Source organism: Flavobacterium sp. HJ-32-4, assembly GCF_022532105.1.
Classification (GTDB): domain Bacteria; phylum Bacteroidota; class Bacteroidia; order Flavobacteriales; family Flavobacteriaceae; genus Flavobacterium.
Genome location: NZ_CP092832.1, coordinates 390721 through 406704 on the forward strand (window position 1 = coordinate 390721; position 15984 = coordinate 406704).

A 15984-nucleotide genomic window follows, 5' to 3' on the forward strand; every position below is an offset into this window, starting at 1 on the left:
TAATCTCTTTACGACCCACACATCTCACAATCTTCCGGGCCGGCGTTCTTCGAACGCTCGAGCATGGCGCGGAATTCCTCGGCCGACATGGCCTCATTCTCCTCAACGGTAACCGCCACGGCAGCCGGTTCAGCCACGGCTTGTTCTTTTTTGTCGTTGTTGAGGGTAAACTTGATGGCATCCACCGCCGATTTCGTACGCAGGTAATACATACCTGTCTTCAGGCCTGACTGCCAGGCGTAGAAGTGCATCGACGTGAGTTTCGCATAGTTCGCGCCCTCCATGAACAGGTTGAGCGATTGCGACTGATCAATGAAGTACCCGCGCTGACGCGACATGTCAAGAATGTCTTTCATCGACATCTCCCACACGGTCTTATAAAGGTCTTTGATATCCTGCGGAATCTGGTCAATGCTTTGGATCGACCCGTTGTTCCGCATGATTTCCTGTTTCAGTGTTTCGTTCCAGATACCGGCTTCCACCAGGTCTTCGAGCAAGTGTTTGTTGACAACGATGAACTCGCCCGACAGCGTACGACGGGTATAGATGTTCGACGTATACGGTTCAAACGCCTCGTTGTTCCCTAAAATCTGTGAGGTAGATGCGGTTGGCATCGGCGCCACGAGCAGCGAGTTGCGAACTCCATGCTCCATCACTTCCTTACGAAGCGAGGCCCAGTCCCACCGACCCGACAAATCCGAATCTTTCAATCCCCACAGGTTGAATTGGAACTCCCCTTTTGAAATCGGTGATCCCTCGAAGGTTGAATACGGTCCTTCCTCCTTCGCCATTTCCATAGAGGCGGTAACGGCGGCAAAGTAGAGCGTTTCGAAGACCTCCTGGTTCAACTGCTTCGCCTCGTCGCTGGTGAACGGCATACGGAGCATGATAAAGGCATCGGCAAGACCCTGCACTCCCAATCCGACCGGACGGTGGCGCATGTTCGAATTCTCGGCCTCGATCAACGGATAATAGTTCCGGTCGATCACCTTGTTCAGGTTGCGCGTCACACGCTTGGTGACATCATAGAGTTTCTGGTGGTCGAACTTGCCGTTTTCGATAAACATCGGCAGCGAAATCGACGCGAGGTTACACACGGCAATCTCGTCCTTCGAGGTATACTCGATGATCTCCGTACACAGGTTCGACGAACGGATCGTACCCAGGTTCTTCTGGTTCGACTTGCGGTTGGCCGCATCTTTATACAACATATACGGAAGTCCGGTTTCGATCTGTGATTCCAGGATTTTTTCCCAAATCTCACGTGCCTTTACCGTCTTACGTCCGCGGTTCTCCGCTTCATATTTCGTATACAACGCATCGAATTCCTCGCTGTGCACGTCGTAGAGACCCGGACACTCGTTCGGGCACATCAACGTCCACAGGCCATCTTCCTGTACGCGTTTCATGAACAAATCCGGAATCCACATCCCAAGGAACAGGTCACGCGTACGCATCTCTTCCTTTCCGTGGTTTTTACGAAGGTCAAGGAAGTCAAAGATGTCGGCGTGCCATGGTTCCACATAAATCGCAAACGATCCTTTCCGCTTACCGCCGCCCTGGTCGACATAACGCGCGGTGTCATTGAACACGCGCAGCATCGGCACAATTCCGTTTGACGTACCGTTGGTGCCGCGGATATACGATCCGGTAGCGCGGATGTTGTGGATCGAAAGCCCGATACCACCCGCCGACTGCGAAATTTTCGCCGTTTGCTTCAATGTATCATAGATGCCGTCGATTGAGTCGTCCTGCATCGCCAGAAGGAAGCAGGAAGACATTTGTGGTTTCGGTGTACCGGCATTGAAAAGCGTAGGTGTGGCGTGGGTGAAGAACTTCTTCGACATCAGCTCATATGTTTCGATCGCCGAATCGATGTCGTCGAGGTGAATTCCCACCGACACCCGCATCAGCATGTGCTGCGGACGTTCTACGATCTTGCCGTTGATTTTCAGCAGGTACGAGCGCTCAAGCGTTTTGAAGCCGAAGTAATCGTAACCGAAATCACGGGTATAGATGATAGCCGAGTCAAGACGTTCGGCGTTCGCCATGATCACTTCGTAGGCCTCATCCGACACCAGCGGCGATGCCTTTCCGGTGCGTGGGTTCACGTAGTGGTACATATCCGACATCGTCTCAGAGAACGACTTCTTGGTGTTTTTGTGCAGGTTCGACACGGCGATACGTGCCGCCAACTGGGCATAATCAGGGTGCGTCACCGTCATGGCCGCCGCGGTTTCAGCTGCCAGGTTATCAAGTTCCGATGTGGTGACGCCGTCATACAATCCTTCGATTACGCGCATGGCCACCTTTACCGGATCGACCAATTCGTTGAGCCCGTAGCACAACACTTTAACCCGTTCCGTGATTTTATCGAACATCACCGGCTCCCGCTTGCCGTCTCTTTTTACTACATACATACGCTTTTCCCTTTAAAGATTGGTAATTTATTTAGGTGGTTAGTTGTCTTTGTTTTGGCGCCTTTTCCGGCTGTCCGCTTTAGCTTTCTTGCCCCAGCCTGTTTTTGGCAACGGCTTCGCCAGCTTCCTCCGGTCGCGGTCGCCGCCGTGCAAAAACGAGGCTTTCGCTGCGAAAGGCTACCGCTTCCATCCGGGGCGGAAATATTCTTCAATCAAATAATCGGAGACCGGAAACGTGTCCGGCAATCGGCGGATACGCTAGAAATCGGCGTCGAACGTGATTTTTTGTGAGTCGGCATCTTTTGACAACACGCCGGCTTTCTGGTATTCCGATACCCGCTTCTCGAAGAAATTGGTTTTCCCCTGCAGCGAGATCATGTCCATGAAATCAAACGGATTGGATCCGTTGTATACGCGGTCGCAACCCAGTTCCACTAACAAACGGTCGGCTACGAACTCGAGGTATTGTGTCATCAGCGCCGCATTCATCCCGATGAGGCTGACCGGCAACGACTCGGTAACGAATTCCCTCTCAATGTTCAATGCATCCACGATAATCTCCTTGATACGCGCCTTCGGCACTTTGTTCACCAGGTGATGGTTGTGGAGGTGTACGGCGAAATCGCAGTGAACGCCTTCGTCACGCGAGATCAACTCGTTTGAGAACGTAAGTCCGGGCATAAGTCCGCGTTTCTTCAACCAAAAGATCGAGCAGAAAGCCCCCGAGAAGAAGATGCCTTCTACGGCAGCAAATGCGATGAGGCGCTCGGCAAACGAATCCGATTGTATCCAGCGAAGGGCCCAATCGGCTTTCTTCTTGATGGCCGGAAACACTTCGATGGCATGGAACAATTTGTCTTTTTCCACTTCATCCTTTACATACGTATCGATGAGCAGCGAGTAGGTTTCGCTGTGGATGTTCTCCATCATGATCTGGAAACCATAGAAGAACTTCGCTTCCGGATACTGCACCTCATTCACGAAATTCTCGGCGAGGTTCTCGTTCACGATGCCATCCGATGCTGCGAAAAACGCCAGGATGTGCTTGACGAAATATTTTTCATCCGCCGTCAGCTTGTTGTTCCAGTCGTTGAGATCCTGGTGCAGGTCGATTTCCTCGGCAGTCCAGAAACTGGCCTCCATTTTCTTGTACCATTCCCAGATATCGTGGTGTTTGATAGGAAATATTACAAAACGGTTCTTGTTTTCCGTCAATATCGGTTCAATCGCTGCCATTTTTCGTGTGTCTTTTGGGGTTGTTGCGAAGGGTTTCTTCCCTCCGTTTCGACCTTTACAAAGATTGGCAATTTTGCACCCGAATGAAAGCCAAACTTTTCCACAATCGGGCGTAGTTTTTAACAACGGGGTTTTTTTCCGACGGAAATAAATTAATTTACAAATAACTGTAAATGAATTATTTGCAAATTGTTACGAAACTGTTTTCGAACCGATTCAACACCGCCGAACCGCCCAAAAACAAAGCGATTTCGCCCAATTCAGGGGGCCGTTTCCCCATGCCCGAAACCGGCACGTGCGGCAACCAACATCCCTTATTTATATCCAGTTTACGCAGTAACAATTTCGTAAAGCGCGCTCGACTTCATTTTCCTTTTAAACAACCTTCCCATAGGATAGCCGTAACATCATGGCAGTAGTTTTACACAACAAAAAACTCACCATGAAAAACACTATTTTTCCACTGATCGGCGCAGCTGCCCTGCTCGTCGCAGGATGTAATGACGACAACGGCCCCGGCGTCAACAAGAACATCGACTTTACTACCACTTCATCGGTACCGCCTTTGGTGTACCCAATGACCGGATTCGAAGACATGGAGATCACCACCCTGATTTCCAGCGAAGACATCCTTCCGGAATCACCGAACTTCGTGTATGGTGCACAGCCGGATGGTGCCGGACTTATGAAAGACCCAGACAGCGATGGCTACATCCTGATTTCCAACCACGAAATCCTGAAATCGGTATCGCGCGTGTACCTTGATAAGGCTTTCAAACCGGTTAAAGGCGAATACATCGTAGACGGTATCGGCGGCATGACCCGTTTGTGTTCGGCTACGCTCGCAACGCCGAGTATCCATGGCTTTGGCCCCATGTTCCTCACAGCCGGCGAAAGTGGCGAGGAAAGTCTGGTGCACGGCATCGATCCGTTTAGCCCGACAAGCGATCGCGCCCGCACAGACCGTGTGCTTCCGGCCCTTGGCAAAGCCTCAATGGAGAACGCCGTTCCGCTTCCGAAAGGCGTTTATGGCAACAAAACGGTCATCCTCATCGGCGAAGACCAATCCTACTCTTCGGCACACACCAGCGCCGGTCAGCTCATCATGTATGTCAGCAACACCGTGGGCGACCTTGAAAACGGCAAACTGTATGTCCTGAAGCGCAATGACGGCAACCAGGTCGAAACCGCGATAACAGTAGGTACTGAATATCCGGTCTCATGGGTCGAAATCCCTAATGCGAAAAACCTCACCGGAGCGGTCATCAATACTACGGCCAACAGCCTGGGCGCAATTCGCTTCTCACGTGTGGAAGATGTCGACTACCGCAAAGGAAGCAAGTCGAACAACCGCGAAATCTATTTCACCGCGACAGGTCAGGCAAGCGCCGGCCAGCCGGTTGAAGGTTATACGATGTGGGGACGCGTCTACCGTCTGAAAATGGACGCCAACGATCCGTTGAAAGGCGTTATTGATCTTGTAGCCGAAGGTGACAGTACGCCGGGAACAGGCCTTATCAATCCTGATAACCTTTGTGTGACCGAAAACTTCGTGTACATCCAGGAAGACGGCGACAGCTACTATACGGCCGCACAGCACGATTCTTATATCTGGCAGTACAACATTGCGAGCAAGGCTTTGAAGCCGTGGCTTAACATGAACCACAAACGCAACGATGCCGCTTGGAACAGCCGTTTCAACCAGACCAACGAAATGCGTTATGGCAGTTGGGAATATGGCGCGATGATCGACATTTCAGATATCATTGGCGTACCCAACACCTTTATGGTTAACATCCACCCGCACACCTGGCAGAAAGATGCCTTCCTGAATGCTGACGGCAGTGGCACGAACACCAATAAGGAAGGTGGCCAAACCGTTATCATCCGCAACGTAGAACGATAGTACACAAACAACTATTTTACCTTAAGCAACCCCGGCCCCATGGGGTTGCTTTCGTTTACAATATGAAATACCTCTCCTTTTTTATCACCCTGCTTCTATGCTGCGGATGCCAAAATGAACCCCGCAGCCTGACCGTAAAAGAAAGCCTTCTTCGAAACATCGATTCGCTTGAATCGGAAGTGGTTCATTTCCGCGACCTGGCGAAACAAGGTGCAACGGAAGCCGAACTCGCCGGCGCGTTCCGCCAATGCAGGCTCCTGTATAAGAAAACCGAATGGGCGGTCGAGTATTTCCAACCTTCGGTGGCCCGTTTTATTAATGGTCCGGCGCTGGATGAAACCGAAGCCGAGGAAAACCGTTTTTTCCCTCCGGGCGGCTTCCAGGTGGTGGAAGAGCTGCTCTTTCCTTCGTATGACGGTGCGAATCGTGACGAACTGGTTCGCGAAATCGGCGTACTGCTTTCGAATATCCGTCAAATCCGCACCCATTTGGACGCTGTAAACCTAAGCGACGACTATGTGGTGGACGCCCTGCAACAGGAATTCGCCCGAATCGTGGCGCTGGGCATCACTGGTTTCGATTCGCCGGTTGCGTTATACTCGATTCCCGAAACAGAAGCGGCCCTCGCTTCCGCCAAGGAACTGTTACCACTACTGCAATCGCACGCAGCGTCCGACCCTCTCGAGAAGGCGTTGGCCTATGCACACGCATTCTGCGCATCCCACCGATCTTTCAACTCGTTCAACCGTGCCGATTTCATGACCCGCCATATGATACCGATTGGACGTGAAATGCTGGTCTTTCGCAAACGGAACCATATCCGGGCGGTGAACCGCAATGAAGTCGTGCGCAACGACAAAGCAACGTTCTTTGACGCCGATGCGTTCAATCCGGATGCCTTTATTCCGTCGGGGGAATACGCCTACTCGGCGGAAAAAGCCGCATTGGGTGAAGCGCTCTTCTACGACACCCGCCTGTCGAAAAGCAATGACCGCAGTTGTGCTACCTGCCATCACCCGGAAAAAGCCTTTACGGATGGCCTGGCGACCAATCACGCGCTTTCTGGGAAAAACCTCGCGCGGAATACCCCCACCCTTACGTATGCAGGCTTCCAAAATGCGTTGTTTTGGGACCTGAGACAGCCGGACCTCGAAAAACAGAGCCTGGACGTAATTAACAACAAAGAGGAGATGCACGGAACGCTCGAGGACATGCTGCCCCTGGTGAACAGCGACAAAAAATACGGGGCCCTGTGGCAAGCCGCCTTTCCTAACGAACGCAACGCAAAGAACTGGCAATTGCAGAACGCCTTGGCTACCTATATTCGAAGCCTAAGCCCCTTCGACTCGCGTTTTGACGCCTACATGCGGGGCGATGCCCGTCGACTGACCCGAACGGAAATTGCGGGCCTGAACCTGTTTATGGGCAAGGCGAAATGTGCTACCTGTCATTTTGTGCCGCTTTTCAACGGAACCGTGCCGCCGCGCTACGCCAAAACCGAACAGGAAGTACTCGGCACACCCGAAACGCTCTCAGAAACCGCCATCAGTGATGACCCGGGACGGTATGGCATCACCCAATTACCGCAATTCAGGAACGCCTTCAAAACGCCGACACTTCGGAACGTGGCCGTTACGGCACCGTACATGCATAATGGCGTTTACCGCACACTGGAACAGGTAGTGGAATTCTATAACAAAGGAGGTGGGCGCGGACTGGGCTATCCTGTCGACAACCAAACGTTACCGGACGACCCTTTGAATCTCACGAAACACGAGAAAGCGCAGCTTGTGGCATTTCTTAAGACGCTGACCGACTCGAAATATGCCCAAAAACAGAAGTGAAGAAAGAACATTACCGACCCGATTTGAGTTCGAGGGCCACTTTTTCGAGTTCCATGTACCAGTCTTCGCCAAAACGCCGGATTAGTGCTTCCTTCACGAATTTATAGACGGGCACTTCGAGTTCGGCACCCAGCGCACAGGCCGGATCGCAGATGTCCCATCGGTCGTAGTTTACCGCGGCGAATTCCGAGAAATCCTTGACCCGAACGGGATAGAGGTGGCATGAAACGGGCTTCTTCCAACTGACAAGTCCTTGGTTATAGGCTTGTTCGATACCGCACAGCGCCGTTTTTCCATCGAAGATCACGTATGCACAATCTTTGTTGTCGATTAGTGGCGTTTCGAGTGTGCCGTCGGTGCCCGTCACCCAGGTGCCTTGTGCTTCGATAGCGGCAATACCCTCTGGGCGTAGGAAGGGCTTCACTTTATCATAGATGTCCTCAAGCACGCGGGTCTCGCTTTCAAGCAGGGGCGCACCGGCATCGCCATCTACACAACAAGCGCCGTGGCAGGCCGATAAGTTACAGACAAACTCCTTCTCAAGGATGTCTTCGGATATAATGGTTTTGCCAAGTTGGAACATGGCGGCAAATATACAAGGTAAATAGTCTCAAAACTCCACTTCCTCTTACCTGGGTGACCGTATGCTTTCCTTATATTCCAATATATATTATTTACAACTCGAGGGGGTTAAATCGCCGTAGCCAAAATATATGTTATCACAGTGCCTGGAATGCACCTCCTTACATCTTAAAATTAACGCAAATTTGGCTTAATCCCCACAACAGACGCCGTAATTTTGCAGGCCGAAATTATAGACTATGTCATTCGATTTCAAGGAAATAGTAACCATCAGCATGGTGTTGTTCGCCGTGATCGACGTCGTAGGCACCATTCCCGTACTGGTTGACCTACGCTCGAAGTTTGGCCATATCGAATCAGAGAAAGCGTCATTGACGGCCGGCGCCATTATGATTGTCTTCCTGTTTATCGGCGAGGAATTGCTGAAGCTCATGGGGGTTGATGTCAATTCGTTCGCTGTTGCCGGTTCCTTCGTACTCTTCTTTCTTGCCCTTGAAATGATCCTTGGCATCCGGATTTATCGCGACGAAGATCCTGGTTCAGCATCTATCGTTCCTATCGCCTTTCCCCTGATTGCGGGAGCGGGCACCATGACAACGCTACTGTCGCTCCGCGCCCAATATGCGGCCCCGAATATCCTGGTGGCAATCGTGCTGAATATCATATTGGTTTATGCGGTGCTGAAATCATCCGGTAAGATTGAGCGGGCACTTGGCAAAAGTGGACTCGGGGTCGTACGGAAGACCTTCGGTGTTGTGCTTCTCGCCATCGCCGTTAAATTATTTGCCGCGAATGTTAAAGCATTGTTCGTATAACGGCTTTTTTCCTACTTTCACCCTACATTTTTCGTATCCATGAAAATCTTCACCAATATATTGATCGTCATCGCGTTTGGATTGATTGTTTTCAACTGCACCAAGCTCGATTTCCGAAACCTCTTCGAAGGCGATAGCATGGCGGCCCTTATCGGTATCGTCGCTGCCTTCTGTGCCGTATGCGTGTTGGTCATCTTTCGCTTGTCGAAAGCGATCGAACAAAAAATGAAGCATTGATGTTCGACGTACTGATTGTAGGTGGCGGTGCCGCCGGCATGTCATGCGCCCTGGTATTGGGTTCGGCCCACACCAAACCCTACGCTGCCGAACGAAAGATCGGTGTTTTCGTCCACCAAAAGGCATCCGCCTTGCAAGACGGCCTCTACAACAATGCCTATGGTATCGCACCCGGAACACTCGGAGCCGACCTTCTTCTCAACAGCCGCTCGCACCTGGCGTCACAGTACCCGCATGTGGTGCAAATCGAGAATGAAAAGGTCATGGCTGTGAACGGGCAGTATCCAGATTTTGAAGTGGTGACCAACAAAGGTTCGTATCGCACACGAGAAGTGGTAATCGCTGTCGGTTCTTCCTCCGCTTTTTTCATTGAAGGATTAACAGAATTCGTCATGCCGCACCAAAAAGCAGCACCTGAGAAAAATCGCATACAGTTGCGGAATACCGATCATTTGGTGGCGCAGGGTCTTTACGTAGCCGGCACACTTGCTGGATGGAGAAGCCAATTGGCCATCGCTGCCGGCAGTGGTGCAGCCGTAGCCACTGACATCCTTACAAACTGGAACGACGGCAAACCGTCACAGGTGCACGACAGTACCCGCGCCCACTAGGATTTCTTTTCCGAAGCTTCTTTTACGGCTTTGATCATCGGGTCTCCCTGCAGCACTACCTGGTAGTATTTTTCATCCGAAAACAACTGACGCGCAAACTCCGCGGTAAGGTAACGCCTGACGAGTTCGGGGTCGTGTATCTTGAGGTCATAACCTGCCTGGGCAATGTATTTCCGGAAACCTTCAATATAGCGATCCGTGCTTTTCATACGGGCTACCAACGCATCGAAAGACAGTGAGTCGAAGGCCAGACGGTCTTTTTCCAATTCTTCGAACACATAGTTTGACGGACTTCCAGACTGCATCAGATATAGGGTCTCTTCGTCGCCCTGACTTGCCTCGAGCGGTACGAAAATATCGGGTACGATACCACCGCCGCCATATACAATGCGTCCTTTCGGCGTCTTGAACTTAAGGGTATCGGCAATTTTGATACTGTCTTTATCGTAGAGTTCGCCGTTTTCAAATCGGTGGTCGAAGTCTTTGTAGTAGGCTTCCGTTCCGGATTTATACGACTTCTGGATCGATCGTCCCGTCGGTGTATAATACCGCGCCACGGTAAGGCGCACGGCCGAACCATCGCCGAAGTCCATTTCGCGCTGCACCAATCCTTTTCCAAACGAACGTCGACCGACGATATACCCGCGGTCATTGTCTTGTATCGCGCCCGCCAGGATTTCGCTCGCAGAAGCAGAGTTCTCATTCAATAACACATAGATTTTTCCCGCCTCAAAGCTGCCGGCATCCGTCGCCAAGGTTTTGTCGACCTTGCCGTGTCGGTCTTTGGTAAAGACGATAGGTTGCTTGTCTTTCAGGAATTCGTCCGCGATTTCCACTGCACGTTCCAGGTAGCCGCCGCCGTTATCACGAAGATCAAGCACCAGGCTGCGCATGCCTTTCTTCTTTAGTTTCAGCAAGCCTTCATGGAACTCCCGGAACGTCGTTTCCGCAAACCGGTTGACTTTGATATAGCCCGTCGTGCGGTCAATCATCAGTGCCACATCGACACTTTTAATAGGAACGACGCCTCGTCGCAGCTTTACTTTGAACTTCCTGTTCTCGGTTTTTCGGTAGACGGTAAGCGTCACTTCGGATCCTTCCTGCCCTTTTAACTTAGAGAAAAGCGAGTCACCCTGTATCTTCTTTCCAAACAAACGATCGCGATCGGCATATAACAGACGGTCACCCGCCTTAATGCCCGCACGCTCCGACGGCCCCCCTTCCACTGGCTTGACCACCGTCAGCGTGTCGCGAAGCATGAGAAAATTTACACCGATGCCCACAAAATCACCTTTCATGTTTTCGGCTACTTCCTGCATTTCGTTTTCGGCAATGTACACGGAATGTGGGTCAAGTTTTTCGAGTATGCTGTTGACCGTAATGTCGACGATGGAATCGGTATTCACCTCATCAACGTATTCCGTATCAATGAAATCAATGAGTTTATTGAGCTTTTCCTTCTTACTGTTACCTGACAGCAACTGGTCGCGTATGGGAAAGTTCAACAGCGAACCCAGCAGCACCCCAAGGGCAAGGGTGGTAAAAAGGAGAAGCGGAAGGTAGTTCGTGTTTTTCTTCATGGTTTTTCGTCAGGTAAGGCAATATGTTCGACCTCGACACCCGCCTTGGCCAGGAACTGCAATCCCGAATCATCTTTATAACGTTCTTGGTACACCACTCGCGTAATACCCGACTGATGGATCAATTTACTGCATTCGCGGCATGGCGACATGGTAATATAGAGGGTCGCGCCTTCGCAGGATTGGGTGGAACCCGCTACCTTCAATATGGCATTGGCCTCCGCATGCAGCACATACCAATGGGTCATTCCGTCATTGTCTTCGCAGCAATTCTCGAATCCGCTGGGCGTGCCGTTGTAGCCATCAGAGATGATCATGCGGTCTTTCACTATGATCGCGCCCACCTTTCGACGCTCGCAGTACGACAACTGGGCCCATTCCCGCGCGATGCGTAGGTAAGCGGTGTCGTATTTATGTCGTTTTACGGTATCCATCTCGTTTGCTAAAGTAAACAGGATTTTCGGCATTGGGAAAGGGCCTCTGCTATTTTCTTTCCCAAAGCGGGCAGTTTAGCAACAGGGGCACCACGACTCCGATGATGAAGGCCGAAAGCACCAGCGTCCAGTCGCGTCGCGAAAAGCGAAAGAACGTCTGTGCGGCATACGACAGAATCAACACCGACAACACCACCAGCACCTGTGCTGCTTCAATACCCAATGCGAACTCTAACGTAGGCAACAACTTGTCAGCTGCTGTCCCGGGCAGCAAGGCGTTGAAGTAATTCGAGAACCCGAGTCCGTGCACAATCCCAAAAAACAAGGTCACACCCGCTATTATAGAAAGTCCCTCTTTGCGTGATGCTTTTCCGGCGGTAAAAAGATGGAAAAGGGCGGTAAGTGCTATCGTAACCGGGATGAGGAACTCGACCAGGTCGGCGCGCACCGACAGCCAGCCGAACACCGCCAACAAGAGCGAGGCCGTATGACCCAGTGTAAAGACACTCACGAGCAGCAACAACCGTTTCCAGTCGCGGAAGGCATAGGGAACCGTGAGGGCCATGAGGAATAGAACGTGATCGTAGGCGGCTATGTCAAGAACATGTCGCAAGCCGGTTTCAAAGAAAATCCAAAAGGAATTCATGTAGGGAACGATTGGGTGGTGCCAAACTTAGGGAAAAGTCCGGACGCCTGAAAGCCCACCGACGAGGAAGTGGAGCCCAGGGTTCCGATTTTCAGTGATGGAGGTTTTCTGTTGTTTTACACAACCGGACATTTGGACTTTCTTATATTTGCACTGCAATTAAACAACATCCTTATGTCTTTTTCAGATTTGTTCGACAGTGGCTTTCAGGAACGTAACAAAGGACACTTTGCTTCAATCGTCCGGGTGGCGATGGAGAACGGGCACCTGACCCCGGAAGAGCGTCAATTCCTTGATAAGCTGGCGGTACAACTTGAGATTTCTCCGGAAGAATATGCCGAGATTCTCGAAAACCCGATGAAATATCCGATTAACCCACCGTATCTGTACACACAGCGCATCGAACGTTTATACGACCTGTCGCGTATGGTGTATGCCGACCACGTGTTGGGTCCAAAACAAAAAGACATCCTGACGCGTTTCGCCCTTGCCCTTGGATTTACACCGGGCAACGTACATTACATCGTTGACAAAGCGTTGTCTCTGTTGGTGATGGGTGTAGATTTGGATACGTTTGTGTACGAAATCCAACACATGAACAAATAGACCGGATACGGTTTTTGATATAAGGCGCCTTCGGGCGCTTTTTTTATGGATAAGGCTGTCCCTTAAGGCTTCCCTATGCCTTTCCGGCCATAAACTCCTCGGCTTTTGCCACCATATTCTCGCTTCCGCAGAAGAACGGAACGCGCTGGTGGAGTTCGGTAGGTTGTATTTCCATAATACGTTGGAAGCCGTCCGACGCGCGGCCACCCGCCTGCTCGACGATGAATGCCATCGGATTGCATTCGTATAACAGGCGTAACTTCCCTTTGGGTGCCTTTGAACTGGTGGGATAGATATAAATTCCGCCCTTGATCATGTTCCGGTGGATGTCCGAAACCAAGCTGCCGATGTAACGTGAGGTATACGGACGGTCGCCTTCCTCCATCTGGCAATACTTGATGTAGTTCTTGACCCCTTGCGGGAAATGGACGTAGTTCCCTTCGTTGATGGAATAAATGTTACCGTCTTTCCGGAATTGCATATTGGGATGCGACAGGTAAAACGTGCCAATCGCGGGGTTCAGGGTGAAGCCGTTGACACCGTGACCGGTCGTATAAACCAGCATGGTAGACGTGCCGTAAATGACATAGCCCGCTGCCACCTGGTTGATACCCGGCTGCAGGAAATCTTCCAGCGTAACGGGTTCGCCAATGGGTGTAATTCTGCGGAAAACGGAAAAGATGGTTCCTACCGGTACATTCACATCGATATTAGACGAACCGTCAAGCGGATCCATGAGCACTACATACTTATTGTTGTGGCTGTTGTCGCTGCCGCAGACGGTAATGAACTCGTCACTTTCCTCGGAAGCGATACCGCAGACGATCTCGCGGTTGATCAGGGTCTGGATGAATACCTCATTGGCATACACGTCGAGCTTCTGTTGGTCTTCGCCCTGCACGTTGACTTCACCCGCAGCCCCGATGATGTCGACGAGTCCGGCTTTGTTTACCTTGTAGTTCACTACTTTGGCCGCGAGACGGATCGAGTTGATGAGGCGCGAAAGTTCGCCCGACGAATACCGGAATTCCTCCTGTTTTTCAATGATGAATTCCCCAAGGGTCTTATTGCGCTCTTCCATTTTACGAAATCGATATAGTTGTGCAAATATCGCCTTTTTTGTGAAATCCCGGCAGCCGAAAGTGATTCATTTTCGGTATTCGTATATTTGTTCCGAAATGTCCTGCCAATTCGGAAACGGACACGTCAAAACAACCTTTTCCTTTCTAAAAACAACGATCAGCGTGCACATTCGAACCGGTACTCCTGATGACATGCCAGCGGTGTTGGAACTCATCCGCGAGCTAGCCGTATTTGAGCGCGAACCCGACGCAGTTGTCGTAACCGTCGATGACCTGGTGCGGGACGGCTTTTCCGATTCCCCGCTATTCCACACCTTCGTAGCCGAGGAAGACGGCACGATCATCGGGATGGCATTGTATTACTACCGCTATTCAACCTGGAAAGGCAAAACCCTACACCTGGAAGACCTGATCGTGCGGGAAAGCCAACGCGGCAGCGGAGCCGGATCGGCACTGTATGCTGCCGTCATACAACAAGGAAAACGAGAGGGTGTTAGGCGGATAGAATGGGCCGTGCTCGACTGGAATGCCCCTGCCATCACGTTTTATGAGAAAAGTGGCGCCCGGGTATTTTCCAACTGGCGTGTGGCCCAGATGGATGAAGCGGGCATCCGCGCTTTTTGTGAACGAACCGAACGGCTTCGGCATGAAGTCGAGAAAACAAACGATAATCAATGAAAGTATACAAGTTCGGCGGCGCCTCGGTGAAGGATGCGGCAGGAGTACGAAACGTCTGGAACGTCTTACAGGTAGCAGGTTATGAAGATGTGCTATTGGTCGTTTCTGCCATGGGTAAAACAACGAATGCGCTGGAAGTCGTCGTGCGGAATTACTTCGATGCTTCTCCGGCGCTGCAGGCATCTGTGCAGGAGGTCCGAAAATACCATAACGAAATCCTGCTCGACTTATTCGACGAATCACACGCCGTTTTCGGAGCGGTCAATGCGCTGTTTGCCGAACTTGACCACTTCCTTTCCCACAACAAGTCACCCAATTATAACTACGTCTACGACCAGGTTGTCAGTATGGGGGAGCTCGTATCCACCACCATCATCGCACATTTCATGGCCGCTAACGGCATCAAGACCCAGTGGCTCGACGTACGACAATTCGTCAAGACTGACAGCACCTACCGCGATGCCAATGTGGATTGGGACACCACCCAAAAGCTAATTTCCAAAAACGTCAAAAAGAAAACACTGAACGTTACCCAGGGCTTTCTCGGATCGGATGACAATGGCTTTACCACAACCCTGGGCCGGGAGGGTTCCGACTACACCGCCGCAATTTTCGCGTACTGCCTCAACGCCGAGAGCGTGACAATCTGGAAAGATGTGCCGGGCGTCATGAACGGCGACCCGAGGTATTTTGACCACGTGCAGCTCCTGAACCAAATTTCCTATCGGGAAGCCATCGAGTTGGCGTTTTACGGTGCGACCGTCATCCACCCAAAAACACTTCAGCCGTTACAGCGAAAGGAAATTCCACTATACGTAAAATCCTTTTTGCACCCTGAATTGCCGGGCACCTCCGTTTCGAAAGGCGCCGACCTCGAACCCAAGCTGCCTTGTTTCATTGTGAAAAAAGACCAGTTATTGATTTCGCTTTCGTCGATTGATTTTTCGTTCATCGTGGAAGACAACATCAGCGAGATCTTTGCGCTGTTCCATACCTATCGCATGAAGGTGCACCTTATCCAAAACTCGGCCATCAGTTTCTCGGTATGCGTCGACGATAAGTTTGGTAACTTCGAAGAATTGCGCGCGCGTCTTTCAAAGAAATTCAAGGTGGCCTATAACGAAAAGGTTTCCCTTTACACGATCCGTCATTTTGACGCCGCGGCAGTAGCAGCCGTCGAAGCGGAGAAAACGGTTTTGGTCAAACAGATCAGCCGCGACACCGTGCAACTGGTCACAAAATAGGGGAAAATCTACGGAAAAACCGTAACCACTCTACCAACGGGTGCCTTACATTTAGCGGAAATT

The 15984-nt window shown here is 51.2% G+C and carries 15 protein-coding genes; 8 read left to right on the forward strand and 7 right to left on the reverse strand.

The window, feature by feature from the left end; translation table 11 throughout:
* Nucleotides 1-8: 8 nt before the first annotated feature.
* The gene (locus MKO97_RS01500; protein WP_241104309.1) at nucleotides 9-2420 is read right to left on the reverse strand and encodes a ribonucleoside-diphosphate reductase subunit alpha; all 2412 of its coding nucleotides are present in this window, start codon (nucleotides 2418-2420) and stop codon (nucleotides 9-11) included.
* A 258-nt stretch (nucleotides 2421-2678) separates the two neighbouring features.
* Complete coding sequence (locus MKO97_RS01505; protein ID WP_241104310.1) at nucleotides 2679-3656, reverse strand: ribonucleotide-diphosphate reductase subunit beta; 978 nt, start codon at nucleotides 3654-3656, stop codon at nucleotides 2679-2681.
* A 442-nt stretch (nucleotides 3657-4098) separates the two neighbouring features.
* Here MKO97_RS01505 and MKO97_RS01510 point away from each other — a divergent pair, with 442 nt between their 5' ends.
* Together MKO97_RS01510 and MKO97_RS01515 are read left to right on the forward strand one after the other, a co-directional pair.
* The gene (locus MKO97_RS01510; protein WP_241104311.1) at nucleotides 4099-5562 is read left to right on the forward strand and encodes a PhoX family protein; all 1464 of its coding nucleotides are present in this window, start codon (nucleotides 4099-4101) and stop codon (nucleotides 5560-5562) included.
* 62 nt (nucleotides 5563-5624) lie between these two features.
* The gene (locus tag MKO97_RS01515; protein ID WP_241104312.1) at nucleotides 5625-7406 is read left to right on the forward strand and encodes a cytochrome-c peroxidase; all 1782 of its coding nucleotides are present in this window, start codon (nucleotides 5625-5627) and stop codon (nucleotides 7404-7406) included.
* A gap of 10 nt (nucleotides 7407-7416) precedes the next feature.
* Here MKO97_RS01515 and MKO97_RS01520 read toward each other — a convergent pair whose 3' ends face one another.
* Nucleotides 7417-7989 carry a DUF3109 family protein gene (locus MKO97_RS01520; RefSeq protein ID WP_241104313.1) on the reverse strand — a complete coding sequence of 191 codons (573 nt, stop codon included), beginning with the start codon at nucleotides 7987-7989 and terminating at the stop codon, nucleotides 7417-7419.
* A gap of 238 nt (nucleotides 7990-8227) precedes the next feature.
* Here MKO97_RS01520 and MKO97_RS01525 point away from each other — a divergent pair, with 238 nt between their 5' ends.
* The 3 genes from MKO97_RS01525 to MKO97_RS01535 are packed head-to-tail and all read left to right on the forward strand — an operon-like array spanning nucleotide 8228 to nucleotide 9651.
* The gene (locus tag MKO97_RS01525) at nucleotides 8228-8803 is read left to right on the forward strand and encodes a MarC family protein (protein ID WP_241104314.1); all 576 of its coding nucleotides are present in this window, start codon (nucleotides 8228-8230) and stop codon (nucleotides 8801-8803) included.
* A 39-nt stretch (nucleotides 8804-8842) separates the two neighbouring features.
* On the forward strand, nucleotides 8843-9040 hold the full coding sequence (locus MKO97_RS01530) for a hypothetical protein (protein ID WP_241104315.1): 198 nt from the start codon (nucleotides 8843-8845) through the stop codon (nucleotides 9038-9040).
* The gene (locus tag MKO97_RS01535; protein WP_241104316.1) at nucleotides 9040-9651 is read left to right on the forward strand and encodes an FAD-dependent oxidoreductase; all 612 of its coding nucleotides are present in this window, start codon (nucleotides 9040-9042) and stop codon (nucleotides 9649-9651) included. Before MKO97_RS01530 ends, MKO97_RS01535 begins: the two co-directional genes overlap by 1 nt.
* On the opposite strand, the gene MKO97_RS01540 is transcribed toward MKO97_RS01535, so the two are convergent.
* Genes MKO97_RS01540 through MKO97_RS01550 form a run of 3 tightly spaced genes read right to left on the reverse strand, consistent with a single transcriptional unit; the run spans nucleotide 9648 to nucleotide 12311 of the window.
* Complete coding sequence (locus MKO97_RS01540; RefSeq protein WP_241104317.1) at nucleotides 9648-11231, reverse strand: S41 family peptidase; 1584 nt, start codon at nucleotides 11229-11231, stop codon at nucleotides 9648-9650. The two genes, MKO97_RS01535 and MKO97_RS01540, sit on opposite strands and share 4 nt — an antisense overlap.
* Nucleotides 11228-11665 carry a dCMP deaminase family protein gene (locus MKO97_RS01545; RefSeq protein ID WP_241104318.1) on the reverse strand — a complete coding sequence of 146 codons (438 nt, stop codon included), beginning with the start codon at nucleotides 11663-11665 and terminating at the stop codon, nucleotides 11228-11230. The genes MKO97_RS01540 and MKO97_RS01545 overlap by 4 nt, the downstream gene beginning before the upstream one ends.
* A gap of 49 nt (nucleotides 11666-11714) precedes the next feature.
* On the reverse strand, nucleotides 11715-12311 hold the full coding sequence (locus tag MKO97_RS01550; protein WP_241104319.1) for a HupE/UreJ family protein: 597 nt from the start codon (nucleotides 12309-12311) through the stop codon (nucleotides 11715-11717).
* A 174-nt stretch (nucleotides 12312-12485) separates the two neighbouring features.
* On the opposite strand from MKO97_RS01550, the gene MKO97_RS01555 reads away from it, so the two are divergent.
* The gene (locus MKO97_RS01555) at nucleotides 12486-12917 is read left to right on the forward strand and encodes a TerB family tellurite resistance protein (RefSeq protein ID WP_241104320.1); all 432 of its coding nucleotides are present in this window, start codon (nucleotides 12486-12488) and stop codon (nucleotides 12915-12917) included.
* Between the two features lie 73 nt (nucleotides 12918-12990).
* On the opposite strand, the gene fbp is transcribed toward MKO97_RS01555, so the two are convergent.
* On the reverse strand, nucleotides 12991-13998 hold the full coding sequence (fbp, locus tag MKO97_RS01560; protein WP_241104321.1) for a class 1 fructose-bisphosphatase: 1008 nt from the start codon (nucleotides 13996-13998) through the stop codon (nucleotides 12991-12993).
* Between the two features lie 163 nt (nucleotides 13999-14161).
* On the opposite strand from fbp, the gene MKO97_RS01565 reads away from it, so the two are divergent.
* Nucleotides 14162-14677 carry a GNAT family N-acetyltransferase gene (locus MKO97_RS01565; protein WP_241104322.1) on the forward strand — a complete coding sequence of 172 codons (516 nt, stop codon included), beginning with the start codon at nucleotides 14162-14164 and terminating at the stop codon, nucleotides 14675-14677.
* Nucleotides 14674-15921 (forward strand): aspartate kinase, encoded by a 1248-nt coding sequence (locus MKO97_RS01570; RefSeq protein ID WP_241104323.1) that lies wholly within the window; start codon nucleotides 14674-14676, stop codon nucleotides 15919-15921. The genes MKO97_RS01565 and MKO97_RS01570 overlap by 4 nt, the downstream gene beginning before the upstream one ends.
* Nucleotides 15922-15984 lie beyond the last annotated feature (63 nt).

Excerpts from the sequence above, each read along its gene's own strand:
- MKO97_RS01500 (WP_241104309.1), bottom strand. The coding sequence starts at position 2,420 with ATGTATGTAGTAAAAAGAGACGGCAAGCGGGAGCCGGTGATGTTCGAT.
- MKO97_RS01505 (WP_241104310.1), bottom strand. The coding sequence starts at position 3,656 with ATGGCAGCGATTGAACCGATATTGACGGAAAACAAGAACCGTTTTGTA.
- MKO97_RS01510 (WP_241104311.1), top strand. The coding sequence starts at position 4,099 with ATGAAAAACACTATTTTTCCACTGATCGGCGCAGCTGCCCTGCTCGTC.
- MKO97_RS01515 (WP_241104312.1), top strand. The coding sequence starts at position 5,625 with ATGAAATACCTCTCCTTTTTTATCACCCTGCTTCTATGCTGCGGATGC.
- MKO97_RS01520 (WP_241104313.1), bottom strand. The coding sequence starts at position 7,989 with ATGTTCCAACTTGGCAAAACCATTATATCCGAAGACATCCTTGAGAAG.
- MKO97_RS01525 (WP_241104314.1), top strand. The coding sequence starts at position 8,228 with ATGTCATTCGATTTCAAGGAAATAGTAACCATCAGCATGGTGTTGTTC.
- MKO97_RS01530 (WP_241104315.1), top strand. The coding sequence starts at position 8,843 with ATGAAAATCTTCACCAATATATTGATCGTCATCGCGTTTGGATTGATT.
- MKO97_RS01535 (WP_241104316.1), top strand. The coding sequence starts at position 9,040 with ATGTTCGACGTACTGATTGTAGGTGGCGGTGCCGCCGGCATGTCATGC.
- MKO97_RS01540 (WP_241104317.1), bottom strand. The coding sequence starts at position 11,231 with ATGAAGAAAAACACGAACTACCTTCCGCTTCTCCTTTTTACCACCCTT.
- MKO97_RS01545 (WP_241104318.1), bottom strand. The coding sequence starts at position 11,665 with ATGGATACCGTAAAACGACATAAATACGACACCGCTTACCTACGCATC.
- MKO97_RS01550 (WP_241104319.1), bottom strand. The coding sequence starts at position 12,311 with ATGAATTCCTTTTGGATTTTCTTTGAAACCGGCTTGCGACATGTTCTT.
- MKO97_RS01555 (WP_241104320.1), top strand. The coding sequence starts at position 12,486 with ATGTCTTTTTCAGATTTGTTCGACAGTGGCTTTCAGGAACGTAACAAA.
- fbp (WP_241104321.1), bottom strand. The coding sequence starts at position 13,998 with ATGGAAGAGCGCAATAAGACCCTTGGGGAATTCATCATTGAAAAACAG.
- MKO97_RS01570 (WP_241104323.1), top strand. The coding sequence starts at position 14,674 with ATGAAAGTATACAAGTTCGGCGGCGCCTCGGTGAAGGATGCGGCAGGA.